Below are 16828 nucleotides of genomic sequence, written 5' to 3' on the forward strand. Positions count from 1 at the left end.
ACCTGCCCCTGAACCGCTTCCCCAGCAGATCTGCGCCGCGTCAGCGGCGCCAGGCCCAACCATGAGCAGCATTCGCAAGAATGCTCCAAATGGGCGGGAGCCCCCGTTCGCAGTCAGGAGGGCGGATGCAGCACAAGGGTCTGCAGCGCCGTGCCGAACGGTCCCTTGGTGTCGTGCAAGACCGATTGCGACATGCCGATACCCGTGCCATGCCAATGTGAAATCGCCTCGGCAGCCAGCCAATCGCTTTCCGGCTCTCGGTGGACGTGCAGCGTCAGGTCCGTGTTCATGAACCCCATCTCGGAGGGGCGCGCATTCCAGGAAATGCCGTTGCCGCAATCGGCCAGCGCGCAGATGGACTGGATGGGCGATTGCACCTCCCCGTCCAAAAGCTGCGGCGTGCGCATCCACATGGTCTTCGGCCCGATGCCCACCGAGAAACCAGGGGCGTAGGCCACCTCGATGAAATCGGCAAAAAACGGTTTCTGATGCGGACCCCTGTCGGGGAAAAACGGCCCCGGCACGGCCTCTTCGAATCGCAAGGGGGTCACCGGCGTGGTCGGCACCGGCCCGAGGGTCTTGCGAACCAGGTGCATCGTGCTTGCCCGGGCGCAGAGTGTGCCTTCGAGATCCCGCACCGAAACCAAGGTAGTCGCAAGCGTTCGGGTGTGGCGCGTCGTCTCCGCAGAAACCTGCAGGCCCGCCAGGGGCAAGGGCCGCAGGATATCAAGGGTCAGCCGGGTCAGCATCTTCTCTGGCCCGACCTCCTGTTCGGCGGCCCGCGCAACCAGCCCCGTTACGGGGCCGGCATGACAGTGCGCGGGCGACCAGGGCCCGCGCGCCGTATCATTCCCGACAAAAACGCCTTGCGCGTCCTGCGAGAAAAACGGCGGCGCGGTGCGGGCATCGGCCACGCGATTCAGACCTTTTCCTGCGTGTACTTCTTCAGCTCGGCCCGAGCGACCTGACGCCGATGCACTGCATCGGGGCCATCCGCCAGGCGCAGGGTGCGCACATGGGTCCATGCAATGCCGAGGGGCGTATCCTGGCTGATCCCCTGTCCGCCATGCATCTGCACCGCCTCATCGATGACCTTGAGCGCAACGCGCGGCGCGACCACCTTGATCTGACTGATCCACGGGGCCGCCGCCACCTTGTCGCCCTGATCCATGTACCAGGCCGCCTTGAGGCACAACAGCCGCGCCATTTCGATCTCCATGCGGCATTCGGCAATGATGTCATAGTTGGCGCCCAGCTGCGCCAGCTTCTTGCCAAAGGCCTCGCGCTGAAGCGAGCGTTTGCACAGAAGCTCAAGCGCCGCTTCGGCCTGACCGATGGCCCGCATGCAGTGGTGGATCCGTCCCGGCCCGAGGCGCCCTTGCGCAATCTCGAAACCGCGCCCTTCGCCCAGAAGCAGGTTCTCGGCTGGCACGCGCACATTGGTGAAACGGATGTGCATATGACCATGCGGGGCATCGTCGTGGCCGTAGACTTCCATCGGGCGCAGGATCTCGATCCCCTCGGCGCCCGCGGGCACCACGATCATCGACTGGCGCTTGTGCTTGGGCAGATCGTCGCCGCCGGTCTTGACCATGACGATATAGACCTTGCAGCGCGGATCGCCGGCGCCCGAGGCCCACCATTTTTCGCCGTTCAGCACATAGTCATCGCCATCGCGCACGCAGGACATGCAGATATTGGTTGCATCGGACGAAGCCACATCCGGCTCGGTCATCAGATAGGCCGAGCGGATCTCCCCCTCCAGAAGCGGCGCCAGCCACTGCTGCTTCATCTTCTCGGTGCCGTAACGTTCGAAGACTTCCATGTTGCCGGTATCAGGCGCAGAGCAGTTGAAGACCTCGGCCCCCAGCGGCGTCTTGCCCATTTCTTCGGCAAAGAGCGCATATTCGACCGTGCTGAGACCAAAGCCCTTGTCGCTGTCGGTCAGCCAGAAGTTCCACAGACCTTCGGATTTCGCCTTCGCCTTCAACCCCTCAAGGATCTCGGCCTGCCGCGCCGTATAGGCCCAGCGGTCCTCCTTGCCGATTTCGGCCTGATACTCGGCCTCCAGCGGCATGATCTCGTCGCGCACCATGGCTGCGACCCGATCGAGCAGTTTGCGGTTTTCCTCCCGCATCCCGAAATTCATATCCATGACCGTCCTCCCTGCGGCTTTCGCTTTGGTCGAAATCATGGCTTAGTCGCGCAAAGACTGTCCAGCGCTGTGACGGAACGTAACAGGCTGACGGTACGGCACAAAGACGAAGGACATTGTTTCAATGGCATTGCTCATCAGCATCGGGCACGGCGGATGGTACAGCGAAGAGGACCTGGCGGCAGAGCTGCGTAGGCTTGCCCCCGGAGCTGATATCCGCCCCGCCTCAGACCCCGGAAACCTCGATGAAATCACCATGCTGGCGGTTTCCAACCTCAGGACGGATATCGCCGCGCGCCTGCCGAACCTGCAGCTGGTGCAGAAACTCGGCGCCGGGGTGGAGACCATCGTCAATCACCCCACCGTGGCCCCTCATGTGCGCGTGACGCGCCTCAAACCCGAGGAACCCGCCCGCGAGATCGCCGAATACTGCCTGGCTTATGTGCTTCGCGAGCAGCGCAACCTACTGCACCATGCCAAGGCACAGAGCCGCGCCCATTGGGATCCGGTCGAACCGAAGCGCACGCATTTGACGACCGTGGGGGTACTGGGTCTGGGTCATATCGGCGGGCTGACGGCACGACTGATGGCACGCCTCGGCTTTCAGGTCCACGGCTGGAGCCGCACTGAAAAAGCCATCGAGGGCGTCACCTGCCACCACGGCAGTGATGCCCTGCCGGAGATGCTGGGACAATGCGACTATGTCTGCGCGATCCTGCCTTCGACGCCGGACACCCGTGGCCTGATGAATGCAGAGATGCTGGCGGCAATGAAGCCCGGCGCGGTCCTGATCAACGCCGGACGCGGCGATCTCATCGATGAAGCCGCGCTGATTGCCGCGCTGGACAAAGGCACACCGGGCCATGCGGTGCTGGATGTCCTGTGCACCGAGCCTTTGCCCGAAGACGATCCGCTCTGGCGCCACCCTGCCGTCACAATCACCCCGCATGTGTCGGGCTGGCACTTGGGCGATGCGCTGGGGGATGTGGTGGAAAACCTGCGCCGCCTGACCAGTGGCGAGGCCTTGCTGCACGAGGTGGACCGGGCGCGCGGCTACTGACGCGCCCGGATACCTGTCTCAGATCGGCGCGAGGCACTGAAAACCAGAGCGTTCATACAGCAGCGGCTCGCCGTCGCCCTGCGCGATATCGACGATCCGCCCGATGAAGACCGTATGGCTGCCCGCCTCGGTCGCCTCGATCACATCGCAGGAAAAGCATAACAGCGCAGAGGTAAGTCGCGGCAGGCCGCGCGCGTCGCTGATCCAGTCGCCTTCCGCGAATTTTGCTTCGCCCGTGACCCCGCCCTGACCGGCGAATTGCAGCGCCAAGAGGCCGTCGGGCTTGGCCAGTAGGTTGACGTTGAAGCGGCCCGTCTCATGGATCGCAGCGCGGGTGCCGGTGGCGCGGTTGACGCAGACCAGAAGGCTGGGCGGATCGGCTGAGACCGAGCAGACGGCGGTGGCGGTGATGCCCCGCCGCTCTGCGCCCTTCCCTGACCCATCGTCTGACCCCGAAAGGGCGGTGATCACCGTCACCGCCCCCGGAAACCGCGCCATGGCCGACCGGAAGGCGCTCGGATCGACGCACATGCTCATGCCTCAGGCCGCCTGCAGGTCTGCGAGGTAGGCCTCGGCCGCCTGCGGATCGGCGAACCAGGGGAAGAAATCGCGCGGATCATCGAACCCATTGGTGATGCGATTGGCCAGGCGCTGCTCACCGCAGGCGGTGCCCATGATGTTCAGCACATGGGGCGGCGGCGGCAACAGCATCATGTTGGTCCAGTTCACAACCCATTGCGCATAGTCCCAATAGGCGTTGAAGGTGCCTTGCATCCAGACCTCATCAAAGGGCAGATCGTCCCGTGCCAGGATCCGGTCCATATAGACCTTGGCCGCCTTGGAGGCATTGTTGGACCCCTGCCCGGTGATCGGATCGTTGAGGCAAACCGCATCCCCGATGCCCAGGACCTTGGCCCCCGACGGCAGCGTTGCCACCGGTTTGCGCACCGTGGGCGGGAAGCGGCCCGCAAGGATGCCATTGTCATCCGTCAGCTCGATATCGGCGCAGCGCTCTGCCTCCCAGGGCAGGAAGGTCGACAGGATCTCTTTCGATTTTGCCAGATGCTGATCGGGGGATTTTACATCGCCCCAGCAATCCATCGGCCCACCCGGCACGCCCTCGAAGACCATGATCTCGCAAGGTCCCGTCGTGGTCAGGGCCGGGAATACGAAATATTCGCCAACGCCAGGGATCAGGTTGAAACAGACGGCAGAATGATCCGCGCGCGGGGTCATGCCCTTCACGTAAGTCAGCGCCAGCGCCCGCATCGGCGCATCATAGGGCGATTTCTCGGCGTCGCGTTCAAAGAGCCGCCCGACCTCGCCCTTGCCCGAGGCGACCAGCACCAGATCATCCTCGCGTGCTTAGAGCTCCAGATCGCTGATCCCGGCCTCCTTGATCACCAGCTGGCCGCCAAGACGCTCGAATTCATCGAGCCAGACCGGCATCTTGACCCGCTGGTCCACGGAATAGGCAAAGCGATCGAGTTTACCGGTCCAGTCGATCGCCTTGGCGCCTGCCTGTTCGGGGTGCGGCACGGCAAAGGAAATGCCCTCGACCGGAGGGCACTGGTCCTCTGTCCAGAAGTCGATGCCGAGGTCGCGCTCGTTCTGCACCGATTCGCCGAACATGCACTGGCTTGACATGACGCGGCCGTTCTTGATGTCCTCGCCGGTGCGGTTCTGCACGATGCGCACCTTGTAGCCCTTCTTCAAAAGGCCAAGGCCCAGTTGCAGGCCGGACTGGCCGCCGCCGATGATGGTGATTTTTCTCATTGTCATAATTCCCTGTCTTTTTTGTTTTGCGCGCTCAGGCCATCAGCTGGGCGATGGCTTCCTCGTCGCGCTCTGGCCCCATAGCGGTGTAGCCGCCGTCCACGCGGATATCGGTGCCGGTGATGAAGCCCGCCTCGTCAGAGCAGAGGAAGAGCACCGCGCTGGCGACCTCTTCCGGGTTGCCGGTACGCCCCAAAAGGTGAAAGGGCTTGGCGACATTGTCGGTCTTCTCCCGGTCGCCGCCGGTGAGTTCGTCCATGATGTTGGACCAGGTCCATCCCGGGCTGACCGCATTCACACGAATGCCATCGGGGGCCAGATCCATCGCCTGATTGCGCGTCAGCTGCAGGATCGCCGCCTTGGAGACCGGGTAGAGCCAGCGGCCCTTTTGCGCGACGCGCGAGGAGATCGAGCCGAAATTGACGATGGCACCCTTGGTCCTGGCCAGTTCTTCGCGCACCGCCTGCATCAGCATGACCGATCCGACGATGTTCACATCGAGGCTTTCGAGCCATTCTGCGCGGGTCGAGTCTGCTCCGTTGTCGAGGTAGGAGCAGGCGACGTTGACCAGAAAGTCGATGCGCCCGTATTCCTTCTTGGTGGCCGCGACCAGCGCGGTGATGTCATCGTCCTCGCGCAGGTTAGTCTTGCAGAAGGCGATGCCATCCGCGACCAGAGCCTGGCCTGCTTCTTCGTTGATATCGGCGATCATCACCCTGGTGCCGGCCGCGCGAAACGCCGCCGCAATGGCAGCGCCGATCTTGGTAGCGCCGCCCGGAATGATGGCAACTTTGCCGTCCAGTCCCTTCATCTGTCATATCCCTGTCGTTCTGGTGTGGTTCTTGCTTTGTTATGTGAGACAGGTTTCCCGCAGAGTTTGCGCCCGGCTATCCGGATCGCGCAGCCATTATCCGAAAAACGAAGGAATCTGCGTCGCGCTATGTGCAGCAGCAGAGCCGTGCTATGGTTGGCCAAGTTCAACAGGACGACAGATGCCAGCCCCGCAGGACACGCAGCATACCGCGGACCGGGGACCGGCAGCACCGCTGGCGCGGTTTGCACGGTTCCGCACGCATGATCTGGACGAGGCCCGCGAGGCCGTCGGCCGGATTTTCTGTCCCCATGAGCTGCACACCATCGGCAAGGAGCCCTTTGCTGCGCGTCACCACCATGTGCCGGGCGAGCGGGTGTCGCTCAACTATATCGAATATGGCGCAAAGACGCAGATCGCACCGGGGTGCCTTGATCAGTTCTACCTGGTGCAGATCCCGGTCGCGGGCAGCGCCGCCATCGTCAACGGGTCGGACCGCTACACCAGCGACACGACCCGTGCAGCGGTGCTGAACCCGCACCGGGAAACCACGATGATCTGGGAAGAAGGCTGCAGGCAGCTTTTGCTGCAGATCAGCCGCCGGGCGCTGCATGCCCATGCAACTGCGAACCTCGGCCTCAGCACCGACCAGCCCATCACCTTTGAAGGGGCTATGGATTTGTCACAGGGGCCGGGTGCGCGCCTGTTGCGGCTGGTGCATATGCTGGTGGCCGATGCAGAGGTGGCTCAGGGACCAGCCCCGTCACACGCCAGCCCGCTGCTCACCCACTACATGGAAAACACGGTGATGACCGGCCTTCTGGAGGCGCATCGGCACACCTATTCCGACCAGTTGCGGCGGGTGACCTCCTCGGTCATTCCCGGCCATGTGCGCCGGGCACAGGCCTATATGCTGGCCAATCTGGACCGCCCGCTGGACATCGATGAGATCGCCGCCTACGCCGGGGTGAGCGCGCGCAACCTGCAGATCGGGTTCAAGCGGTTCCTGTCCACCGCACCGATGGTCTACCTGCGCAATACGCGCCTGCAGCGCGCGCATGAGGATCTGCTGCAGGGCCGCCGCAGCGACAGTGTCACCGACATCGCCGAACGCTGGGGCCTGACACATCTGGGGCGATTTTCACAATACTACAAATCCCGCTATGGATGCAGCCCGCAGGATACCCTGAAAAGCGCCCGCGCCCGCGACTTCCTGTCTTGATCTGACCTGCGCCCACGCCCGGCGCCGCAACTCCACCAGGGTTGCGCGCTGGACAGTTTCCCCGGTATGCCGCAGCGCAGCACCTTCCGTTGCGTCACGTTCCTTCAGGGCGGGCTCAAGAATCCTGTTGCCTTTCCGGCAGCGATCAGACAAGAATTTCCAATATCGGAACTTAATTCTGCATAGTGGAATATCTCTGGGAGGAGACCATCATGACAACCCCTTTGAAATCACGCCTGAAATCCGCCCTCTTGCCTGCGGCGCTGATGGCTTTTGCCGGCGTTGCTTCGGCCGAGACCACGCTGATCCACGGCGAGGCCGGCCCGAATCGCGGCGCGCGTGCCGCTGCCCTGCAATGGTTTGCGGATAAGGTTGGCGAAACCTCGGGCGGGGACCTCAAGATCGACGTGCAATGGGGCGGCGCCCTGTTCAAGGCCAATGCCGCAGTGCAGTCCATCGGTGACGGCGTGGCCGATCTTGGCACCGTGATCGCCGTCTACTACCCGCAGGAAATGCAGTCCTACGGCATCGCGGATCTGCCGCTCGACAACCCGGACGCCTGGGTCGGCATGCGCGCCACGGACGAGCTGATGCGCTCCTCTCCGGTCATTGCCGAGGATCTGGCCAAGAAGAACCTCGTCTACATCGGCACCTTTACCACCTCTGCCGTGCATATCGGCTGCACCGGCGATGCGATCCGCTCGGTTGCGGACATCAAGGATCGCAAGATCCGCGGCACCGGCGCCTATGGCAAGGTATTCGGCGAGTTGGGCGGCAACATGGTCAACATGAGCATCTACAAGGCCTACCAGGGTCTGGACACCGGCCTTCTGGACTGCTCGCAGGGCTATTCCTACGCGGTGACCGCGCTCAAGCAGCAGGAGGTGATGGAAAACTACACCCTTCTGAACTGGGGGCAGGTGGGCGCCGTTGGCATCCTGATGAACAAGGACGTCTTTGACAGCCTCTCGGACGATCAGCAAAAAGTCCTGCTGGAGACCGGCAGCGCCATGGCGGATGAGTTTGGCCGCCTGATCACCACCGCAAACGATGCGGCGATCGAGACCATGAAGGAAAAGGGCATCGAGGTCATCACCCTGCCCGAAGAAGAGCGCGCGCAGCTGGTGGCCGCCGGCGGCAAATACATCGACGCCTGGGTCGAGCAGATGAATGCTTCGGGCATGGACGGCGCGGCCCTTCTGGAGGAATACCGGGGCCTGATCACCAAATACACCGAAGAGCGTGACAGCAAGGGCTACCCCTGGGCGCGCTAATCTTGATCCAAGGTTCCCCCCTCCTCAGTTTTGGTGGCCTGTCCACCCGGGGGGACCTTGCCTTGCAGGGGCTGGCCGCGTGCCGCCCCTGTTCTTTTCCCAACTGCCTGACAGATAAGAGAAACCAATGCTGAAAGCGCTGGAAAGCTTCCTCTTGAACCTTGCGGTGGCTGCTGTCATCGCCCTGGGTCTGTTGATCACGGCCAGCGTGGTCTCGCGCGCCCTGTTCAACTTTGCCCTGCCCGACACCATCGTCATCGTGCGCGAGCTGATGGTCGCCGCCATCGTGCTGCCGCTCGCTGCGGCAACGCTCGCACGCAGCCATGTCGCGGTCGAGTTCATCGCCGCCAAAATGCCCCGCCGGGCGCAGGCCTGGCTTGCGGTCTTTGGCTCTTTTGTCGGGCTCTTTGCGCTGATGCCGCTGATCTACGCGGGCGGGCGGGAGTTTGCGCACACATTCACCTCGGGCGGGTTCTTCTACGGCGATCTGGAGCTGCCGAAATGGCCCGGACGCCTTGTCTTCCTGGTCGGTATATCCCTGTGCTGGCTGCGCCTTCTGGTGCTGGTGGTGCAGGACATCCGGTCGATCCGCACAGGCGATTTCAGCTTTGTAGACACACACGCAGAGGGTTTGGACTGATGGACGCCTCAACAATCGGGCTGATTGCCTTTGCCGCCGTTCTGATCCTGCTGGCCCTGCGCGTGCCGATCAGTTTCACGCTTGCGGGCGTTGCCGCTGTGGGCACCTTCTGCATCTTCGCCTTCCGCACCGGGACTTTCATGCCCGAACGGGCGCTCAAGGCCACCACGTCGATGGTGTTTTCCAACTCCTTCGACCTCATACATTCCTACGATCTGTCGATGATCCCGCTGTTCATCGCCCTGGGGCATATCGCCTACAAGGCCGACATCACCACCCGCATCTACCACGCGGCGCGAGTCTGGCTGTCGGCGGTGCCGGGAGGGGTCGCCATGGCCTCGGTCATGGGCTGCGGCGGGTTTTCCGCCATCACCGGATCCTCAATCGCCTGCGCCTCGACCATGGGTCGGATCTGCACGCCGGAAATGCTGCGCATGGGCTATGACAACCGCCTTGCCACCGCATCGGTCGCGGCGGGCGGCACACTCGGCTCGCTGATCCCGCCAAGCGTCCTGTTCATCATCTACGGCATCTTTACCGAAACCTCGATCAACAAACTGTTCGTGGCAGGCATCCTGCCGGGGCTTCTGACACTGGCTGGGTTCGTTCTGGTGATCTTTATCTGGGTCAAGCGCGACCCTGCATCCGCCCCGGTGGATACCACCGAAATCACCTATGCCGAGCGGTTCCGCGCCGCCCTTCTGGCCTGGCCCGCGCTGGTCTTGTTCCTGGTGATCATCGGCGGCATCTATGGCGGCATTTTCACCGCGACCGAAGCCGCCGCCGTCTGCCTGAGCGCCGCCGTGCTGATCGGCATTGCCCAGCGCAAGCTGACGCTTGCCTCGATCTGGGAGGCCTTCCGCGAGACCTGCCTGCAGACCGCCGCGATCTTCTTCATTGCGGCCGGTGCCAAGATCTTTGTCGCCTTTGTTGCGCTCACCGGCGTTGCACCCGCCATCGTCGACGTGGTGACTGCGGCGGAACTCTCGGTGTTCTGGCTGATGCTGTCGATTGCGCTGATCTACCTGCTGCTCGGCATGTTCCTTGACCCGATCGGGATCATGGTGCTGACCCTGCCGCTGATGGTGCCGCTGGTGGAAACCTACGGGATGGACCTGATCTGGTTCGGTGTCGTGGTCATCAAGCTGCTGGAGATCGGACTGATCACCCCGCCCGTGGGTCTCAACGTCTTTGTCATCGCCAATGTGGTCGGCAAAGAGGCGCCCATCGACAGGATCTTTGCCGGGATTGCACGGTTCCTGTCAGTGGATGTGATCGTATTGATCCTTCTGATGGTCTTTCCCGCGATTTCGTTGCTTCTACCGAACTCAATGATGTAATCCGGTCTGAACCAACTATGACGGGAACCACAGACATGGCCAAGGAAGCTCCGACGGATCGCCGGTTTGCCACCACCCTGGCGCGCGGCATGAGCGTTCTGCGCGCCTTTCGTCCCAGCGACGACGGGCTCAGCAACCAGGAACTGTCCGAGCGCACCGGCCTGCCCAAATCCACCGTCTCGCGGCTGACCTTCACGCTGCAGACGCTCGGCTACCTGTCGCACGGGCATCGGCATGATCGCTACCGGCCGGGGCCTGCCCTTCTGGCCCTGGGGAACGTGGCCTCGGCCTCGGTCTCTTTCGTGGATACGGCAACGGACATCATGCAGCCCCTGGCCGATGAGACCGGCACGCTGGTGCTGATCGGGGTGCGGGACGAGCAGAAGATCCTGCTGACCAAGACCTGGCGCCCGCATCAGGCCTCCTCCATCTGGCTTGAGGTCGGGCACCGCATTCCGCTGACCCATTCGTCATCGGGGCAGGCCCAGCTTGCCGCCCAATCCGACCGGGAGTTCGCCGCCTATGTTTCGGCTTTCGGCGATGCCGTGGAAGGGTCTGACGTCACGGTCAGCGACCTGCGCGAAGATGCCTATTCGCAGCTCGTGGCACGGGGTTTCGTGATCGCAGGCAGGGGCCTGCGCTATGCGAGCACTGTCAATGCGGTCTCTGTCCCCTTCCGCAGCCATGAGTTCGACGAACCTGTCGTTTTCACCTGCGGCGCCACGCCAGACATGCTGAGCCAGGAGCGGATGGAGGCCGAGGTCGGTCCGAAATTGCAGGCCGCCGTGCGCACGCTGGAGCGGATGACCGGCAAAAGCCCGGCCCTGGTGCAGCGCGGATAATTCCGCATATCGGAATTTAATTTTGTCAGTTGAAACATCAGTGCCCCTTGTTATGGTGCCGCCAAAACGACTGCGCGCCCTGTAGCCCCATCGGCGCAGGCGCCGCAGGACCCAAGGAGCCACTGATGCAAACGCCCGATCTGATCATCCACGGTGAAACCGGCCCGCAGCGGCTGATCGGCTATGTGCTGGATGTGAGCAACAGCGCAGGCGATGGCGGCGCGCGATGCTGGCTGGACCTGAATGACAGCCACCTGAACCGCCACGGGGTCCTGCATGGCGGCATTGCCACGACCATGCTCGACAGCGCCAGCGGTGCCACAGGATCGATGAGCGTGGACCCCACCGGGCGCGCGCCTTTCCTGACGATCTCGCTGACCACGCAGTTCATCGCCCCGGCACGCAGCGGCCGGGTGACGGCGACGGGGCTGATCACCGGCGGCGGACGCAGAACGCTGTTCATATCCGCACGGCTTGAGGCTGAGGACGGCACGCTGATCGCCACCTCAAGCGGGGTCTTCCGCCGCGTTCCGACCGAACGGCTGCCACAGAGCTGAGACTGCGATGACATCGGGCCAGCAATATTGCCCGCAAGATATTCGATGAAGACTGGACATTTGCCATGACCACCTACACCCGCATTCACGAAACCGTCGGCCACTGGGCCACGACCACGCCGGGCGCCCTTGCCCTTCTGGATTTCGACGGTCGCCCCCTCAGCTATGGCGAGCTGAAACAATCCATCAAGGAGGCCAAGGCCGACCTTCTGGCCGAAGGTGTTGCGCCGGGCGATCGGGTGCTGATCATTTCGGAAAACTCCATCGCGACGGTCGCCTTCCTCTTTGCCTGCAGCTGTATCGATGCCTGGGCGGTCCCAATCAATGCCCGGATGAGCGCCGATGAGATCACCCGCGTGACGGGCCACGCCAAGCCCCGCGCCATTGTACTGACCACCGCCGCCTCGAGTGAGGCAACTGCCCATGCCAAACGGCTGGGCGCGCAGAGCCGCTATGGTCTTTATGGTCAGGTCGCCATCGTAGCACCCGGCCCCAGTGCGCCGGAACCGGTACAGGAAGGCCCCGAACAGATTGCCGTGATGCTTTACACCACCGGCACGACCGGCGATCCCAAGGGCGTGATGCTGAGCCATGCGAACCTTCTTTTTGCAGGGCAGGCTTCGGCCAATCTGCGCGGCATTGGCCCCGGCGATCAGGTCTATGGCGGCCTTCCGATCACACATGTCTTTGGCCTGGCCTCGATGATCGTGGCCTCTACCCGAGCAGGTGCCGCGGTGCGTCTGCAGGCACGGTTCTCTCCGGCGGCGCTGTTCGACGCGCTGCAGGATGGCGTCACTGTTCTGCCCGCCGTGCCGCAGATGCATGCGCTCTTGATGCAGCACGCCCGCGCGCAAGGCGTTGCAAAACTTGAAGGCGCAGCGCTGCGCTATGTCTCTTCCGGCGCCGCTCCGCTTGATCCCGCCTGGAAGCGCGAGGCAGAGGCCTTTTACGGCCTGCCCCTGCAGAACGGCTATGGTATGACCGAATGCACTGCGGGGCTATCGGCCACGACCAATGCCATAGGCGATCCCGACACCAGCGTCGGCACCGCCCTGCCCGGCACCGAAGTGCGCATCAAGGATGGCGCCGAAACCGGCGAAATCGAAGCCCGCGGTCCTCATGTCATGGCAGGCTACTACCGCAACCCGGAGGCCACCCGCGCCACAATCGACGCCGAAGGCTGGCTCAGCACCGGCGACATTGGTCGATTTGACGAACTGGGCCGCCTGCACATCGTCGGGCGCAGCAAGGAGATCATCATCCGCTCGGGTTTCAACGTCTACCCGCAAGAGGTGGAGGCCGCTCTGAACGACCATCCCGCCGTCGTGCAAAGCGCCGTGGTGGGCCGCAAGGTGGAAGGCAACGAAGAGGTGCTGGCCTTTGTGCAGGTGACGGCTCTGGATGCCACCGACGAGGCCACGCTCAAGGCCCATGTGGCGGATCGCCTGTCGGCCTATAAACGCCCCTCGCGCGTGGTTCTGACGCTGGAACTGCCCGCAGCCCCGACCGGCAAGATCCTGAAACACAAGCTGATCGAGACCTTTGCCAAGGACCTGGGCTGAGGTCTGTCAGATCTCATCGGGGCGTGGCTCGATCAGGGTGCCATCGCTGATCAGATCCGAGGGATGCAGGATCACCCGCTCACCGGGCTTCAGCCCTTCCAGCACCTCGGCATTGTGATCGTTGCGGCGTCCCAGAGTGACGAGTTTGCGCTCAGCCAGACCGTCTGCCTCGACAAATACGGCCCAGTCGGCGCCGTACCGGAAGACCGCGCTCAGCGGCACCGAAAGAACGTTATCGCTTTCCCATTCGACGATGCGCAGGAAGACCGCAAAGCCATCGCCCATGCCCGCGTAGTCTTCGGGCGGTGAGGTCAGATCCAGGATGACATCCACACGCTGTTCCTCGATGCCCAGGGCCGAAACCTTGGTATAGCCCGCCGGTTCGATCCGCCGCACGCGGGCGCTGAGGTTTTGATCGCCGCCCCAGCGTTCGACAATGGCCCGGTCGCCGTCTTTCAAACGCACCGCATCCGTGGACAGAAGGTCGGCCACGATTTCCAGATCGCTCGGATCGCCAAGGGAAATCAGCCGGGTGCCCGCCAGCACCGTCTGCTCGCTCATGACATCGACGGTCAGAACCTGCCCCGACATCGGCGCCGTGACCGTCAGGCAGCAGCTGCTGCCCGCCTCGGGCGCGCCGGGTTCAATGAGCGCCGCGCGGGCGCGGTCGAGCGTGCCCTTGGCCATCTCCAGCGCCGACACTGCCGCCGTCATCGCAGCGCGGTCGATGTGAAGCTTCTGTTCCAGCTCCTCGAGCCGGGTTTTGGACACCACGCCGCGCTGCACAAGCGTATCAGCCCGTTTGAACTCGCTTTCCGACAGGGTCAGCGTTTCCGAGGCCTGACGCATCTTGCTGCGCGCCACCGCAAGCCCCGCTTCGGCCTCGCGCACGGCAGCCTCGGCCTGGCTGCGGCTGCGCGCGTCCAACAGGTTTGCCGCGGCGGGTTTCAGCACGGCCACCACGGTTTCCCCTGCCGTCACCACATCCCCCACCCGCACCGGCGCGCGCTGCGCCGTGCCGGTTATGGGCGCAGAGACAGCATAGATTTCGCGGATGCGGGTCTTGCCATCGGCGTTGACCGTCACCTGCAGGGGGCCGCGGCCGATTTCGTGCAGGTCCACCGCCACTGGTTCGGGGCGCAGGGCGATATATCCCAGTGTTCCGGTAACCAGCAGCGCCAATCCGGCCATGACAACCGTGCGTGTTCTCAGCATTATCTTTCTACTCCCGCGTTTTCATGACCTGAACCAGATCAAGCCGGTCCAGCCGCCGCCGCACCACCAGGACGGAGACGAGCGCCGCCCCCAACACCACCAGGCTCGCCGTGGCAAATCCTCCGGGCTTCAGCACCAGAGGTATCGAATACAGATCGGAGGAAGAGGTCTCGGCCAAAAGCTTGGCGATCCCCGCTCCCAAAAGCCAGCCTAAGGGCTGCGCCAGAAGCGCCAGCAGCATGGTTTCCCCAACCAGAATGAACGAGACCTCCGCCCGCGTGAAGCCAAGGATGCGCAGGCTGGCCAGTTCTCTGGCGCGCTCGGACATCTGGATCCGCGCGCCATTGTAGGCCACACCAACAGTGATCAGCACCGCGATCACGCTATAGATCGTGGTCATGATAATCACGTTCTCCCGGATCGTCTCGCGGAAGGACTGGCGGATCTCGGTCATCATCGAAAGACCGCTCAGCGAGGGCGTCTCTTTCAGCAGCGCATGCAGATCCGGCACCGCGTTCTGATCGAGGCGCAGATGCGCCACGCTCACGCGGGGCGCCTGACGCAGCAAGGCGCTGAGGCTGTCCAGGTCCATATAGGCACCAAGACCGAAATACTGCATGACGATGCCCGAGACCCGCACCATATGGGTTTCGTTGCGCCCGCCCTTCAGCTCGACTTCGATGATGTCACCGGCCTGCGCATTCAGCTGTGTAGCCAGCCGCTGCGACAACAGAATGCCGCTGGCAGGTGGCTCCACCACGCGGCCGTCCCCGTCCAGAATGCGGGCCAGATCAGCGCCGGGGCGGCGGGCCTCGATCGAGATGTCCTTGCTCAGATGACCTTTGCGCAGCACTGCGGCCTGATAGAACTGCCCTTCGGCCCGCATCACGCCGGGCAGGTTCGCGACATCAGCCAGGGCGGTTTCCGGGATCTCGGGCGAGAAGATCAGCGCCGCATCCTGCCGGTTGGCCCGGTAGAAAGAGGTCTCCATGATCTCGTCCAGCGCGTCCTGAAAAAAGCCGGAGGCGACCAGAACCGAAACCGCCAGCGACAAGCCCAGAATGCTGAGGCCCGAGCGCACCGGCCAGCGCACCAGACTGCGCAGCACCATCATCACCGCCTGCGAGGGGCCGAGCCGCGTCAGAATCCGATCAAAGATATTGCGTTTGAACCGGGGCGGCGCGGGCGGCGACATGGCAACCGCCGGCGCCAGCCGCGCAACGGCCAGCGCGCTTTGGGCAGCGCCCAGACCCGCAGTCAAAAGCGCCAGCACCCCTGACAGCCCGTAGGCACCAAGCGGCTTGCGGAAAATCAGATAGGGGAATTCGTAGAACTGCGCATAGATCTGCGCCAGCCCCCGCGCCAGCCAGCTGCCCGCCGCCCAGCCAATCAAAACGCCAAGGCAGGCGATCAGCCCCGCCAGCATCAGATAGTGCAGGCAGACCTCTGCGTTGGAATAGCCCAGCGCCTTCAGAAGGCCGATCTCGCTGCGCTCCAGAAGAATGATCCGCCCGATCACCATATTGACCAGAAAGGCGCTGATTCCGAAAAAGATCGGCGGCAGGATCAGGGCGGTGTTGTGCAATTGCTTGAGTTCCGCATCGATGAAGCTGTCGGACAGCTGCTGGTCGCGCCCATGGGCCCCGAGCCCGCCATAGGGCGCCAGGATGTCGTCGATGCGGTCGATCACCTCTTCCTCTCGGGCCGCTGGATCAAGTTTCACCGACAGGCTGTTGAAGGCGCCTTGCATGTCGAATGCCGCCTCGGCCACGCGGTCGGGCAACCAGAGGATGCCGAAGGTTTCATTGTCCGGCATCAGGGCGCCCGGGCCAAGCGTATAGATGAACTCTGGCGACAGCACGGTGCCGGTAATACGCAGCTCGCGCCGGTTGCCATCGAGGTTGGCACTGAACCTGTCGCCAGGCTTCAGACCGTTCGCCTCGGCAAAGGGTTCGTTGACCAGGACCTCGTCCGAGGCATCGGCATCAGGAAGGCGCCCCGTGCGCAACAGGGGCACGTTCAGCACTGGCCCGCCGTTTACCGGCAGCGACAGCACGAGGCCCGTGACCGTCTCCACCTTCCCCGGCAGGTCAAGGATCGCGAAGTGTTCCACGCGCGCTTCGCCCGCCCGCACGCCATCGATGGCCAGGATACGGCCCATCTCGTGATCGGGCACGCGCGTCGCCTTGGCAAAGACATCGGCGAAACGGTTGCGTTCGTAGTACGCCTCGCGGGTGTCGCCGAGCGCCCGCTCCATGCCAAAGGCCATCAGGAGGATCGCAACCCCGCAGGCCAGCACCAGCGCAATGGCCAGCGCCTGCGCCCAAAGGCGGCGGAAACTGCGCAGAAGTTTGAGATCCAGCGCCTCCATCAC

16 protein-coding genes are annotated in these 16828 nt (G+C 63.5%); 8 read left to right on the forward strand and 8 right to left on the reverse strand.

The genetic code is table 11. The features are described 5' to 3' along the window. Positions 1-113: 113 nt before the first annotated feature. Together AADA15_RS08815 and AADA15_RS08820 are read right to left on the reverse strand one after the other, a co-directional pair. Complete coding sequence (locus AADA15_RS08815; RefSeq protein WP_341641189.1) at positions 114-914, reverse strand: thioesterase family protein; 801 nt, start codon at positions 912-914, stop codon at positions 114-116. A gap of 5 nt (positions 915-919) precedes the next feature. Then, positions 920-2155: an acyl-CoA dehydrogenase family protein gene (locus AADA15_RS08820; RefSeq protein ID WP_341641190.1), complete on the reverse strand. Its 1236-nt coding sequence runs from the start codon at positions 2153-2155 to the stop codon at positions 920-922. 124 nt (positions 2156-2279) lie between these two features. Here AADA15_RS08820 and AADA15_RS08825 point away from each other — a divergent pair, with 124 nt between their 5' ends. Then, positions 2280-3215, forward strand: a complete 936-nt coding sequence (locus AADA15_RS08825; protein WP_341641191.1) for a 2-hydroxyacid dehydrogenase — start codon at positions 2280-2282, stop codon at positions 3213-3215. Positions 3216-3233: 18 nt separating this feature from the next. On the opposite strand, the gene AADA15_RS08830 is transcribed toward AADA15_RS08825, so the two are convergent. Genes AADA15_RS08830 through AADA15_RS08845 form a run of 4 tightly spaced genes read right to left on the reverse strand, consistent with a single transcriptional unit; the run spans position 3234 to position 5802 of the window. Next, a complete protein-coding gene (locus tag AADA15_RS08830; protein WP_341641192.1) occupies positions 3234-3752 on the reverse strand; it encodes a flavin reductase family protein in 519 nt (172 codons plus the stop codon). Between the two features lie 3 nt (positions 3753-3755). Continuing rightward, positions 3756-4562 carry a styrene monooxygenase/indole monooxygenase family protein gene (locus AADA15_RS08835; RefSeq protein ID WP_341641193.1) on the reverse strand — a complete coding sequence of 269 codons (807 nt, stop codon included), beginning with the start codon at positions 4560-4562 and terminating at the stop codon, positions 3756-3758. An 18-nt stretch (positions 4563-4580) separates the two neighbouring features. Continuing rightward, positions 4581-4997 carry a hypothetical protein gene (locus tag AADA15_RS08840; RefSeq protein ID WP_341641194.1) on the reverse strand — a complete coding sequence of 139 codons (417 nt, stop codon included), beginning with the start codon at positions 4995-4997 and terminating at the stop codon, positions 4581-4583. Between the two features lie 28 nt (positions 4998-5025). Beyond that, positions 5026-5802, reverse strand: a complete 777-nt coding sequence (locus AADA15_RS08845) for an SDR family oxidoreductase (protein ID WP_341641195.1) — start codon at positions 5800-5802, stop codon at positions 5026-5028. A 181-nt stretch (positions 5803-5983) separates the two neighbouring features. On the opposite strand from AADA15_RS08845, the gene AADA15_RS08850 reads away from it, so the two are divergent. From AADA15_RS08850 to AADA15_RS08880, 7 genes are all read left to right on the forward strand, one after another. Beyond that, a complete protein-coding gene (locus tag AADA15_RS08850; protein ID WP_341641196.1) occupies positions 5984-7024 on the forward strand; it encodes an AraC family transcriptional regulator in 1041 nt (346 codons plus the stop codon). A gap of 212 nt (positions 7025-7236) precedes the next feature. Beyond that, positions 7237-8298: a C4-dicarboxylate TRAP transporter substrate-binding protein gene (locus AADA15_RS08855; protein WP_341641197.1), complete on the forward strand. Its 1062-nt coding sequence runs from the start codon at positions 7237-7239 to the stop codon at positions 8296-8298. A gap of 127 nt (positions 8299-8425) precedes the next feature. Further along, positions 8426-8938 carry a TRAP transporter small permease gene (locus AADA15_RS08860; protein ID WP_341641198.1) on the forward strand — a complete coding sequence of 171 codons (513 nt, stop codon included), beginning with the start codon at positions 8426-8428 and terminating at the stop codon, positions 8936-8938. Next, positions 8938-10278, forward strand: coding sequence for a TRAP transporter large permease (locus tag AADA15_RS08865; protein ID WP_341641199.1), 1341 nt, complete (start codon positions 8938-8940; stop codon positions 10276-10278). Before AADA15_RS08860 ends, AADA15_RS08865 begins: the two co-directional genes overlap by 1 nt. Before the next feature lie 35 nt (positions 10279-10313). Continuing rightward, a complete protein-coding gene (locus AADA15_RS08870) occupies positions 10314-11120 on the forward strand; it encodes an IclR family transcriptional regulator (RefSeq protein ID WP_341641200.1) in 807 nt (268 codons plus the stop codon). A 125-nt stretch (positions 11121-11245) separates the two neighbouring features. Beyond that, positions 11246-11677 carry a PaaI family thioesterase gene (locus AADA15_RS08875; protein ID WP_341641201.1) on the forward strand — a complete coding sequence of 144 codons (432 nt, stop codon included), beginning with the start codon at positions 11246-11248 and terminating at the stop codon, positions 11675-11677. Between the two features lie 65 nt (positions 11678-11742). After that, positions 11743-13239: a class I adenylate-forming enzyme family protein gene (locus AADA15_RS08880; RefSeq protein WP_341641202.1), complete on the forward strand. Its 1497-nt coding sequence runs from the start codon at positions 11743-11745 to the stop codon at positions 13237-13239. A gap of 6 nt (positions 13240-13245) precedes the next feature. Here the strand turns inward: AADA15_RS08880 and AADA15_RS08885 are convergent, their stop codons facing one another. Both AADA15_RS08885 and AADA15_RS08890 read right to left on the reverse strand, forming a co-directional pair. Beyond that, positions 13246-14454 carry an efflux RND transporter periplasmic adaptor subunit gene (locus tag AADA15_RS08885; protein ID WP_341641203.1) on the reverse strand — a complete coding sequence of 403 codons (1209 nt, stop codon included), beginning with the start codon at positions 14452-14454 and terminating at the stop codon, positions 13246-13248. Positions 14455-14461: 7 nt separating this feature from the next. After that, positions 14462-16825, reverse strand: a complete 2364-nt coding sequence (locus AADA15_RS08890; protein WP_341641204.1) for an ABC transporter permease — start codon at positions 16823-16825, stop codon at positions 14462-14464. Positions 16826-16828: the final 3 nt, after the last annotated feature.

This window comes from Phycobacter sedimenti (assembly GCF_038148855.1).
Taxonomy (GTDB): Bacteria; Pseudomonadota; Alphaproteobacteria; order Rhodobacterales; family Rhodobacteraceae; genus Phycobacter; species Phycobacter sedimenti.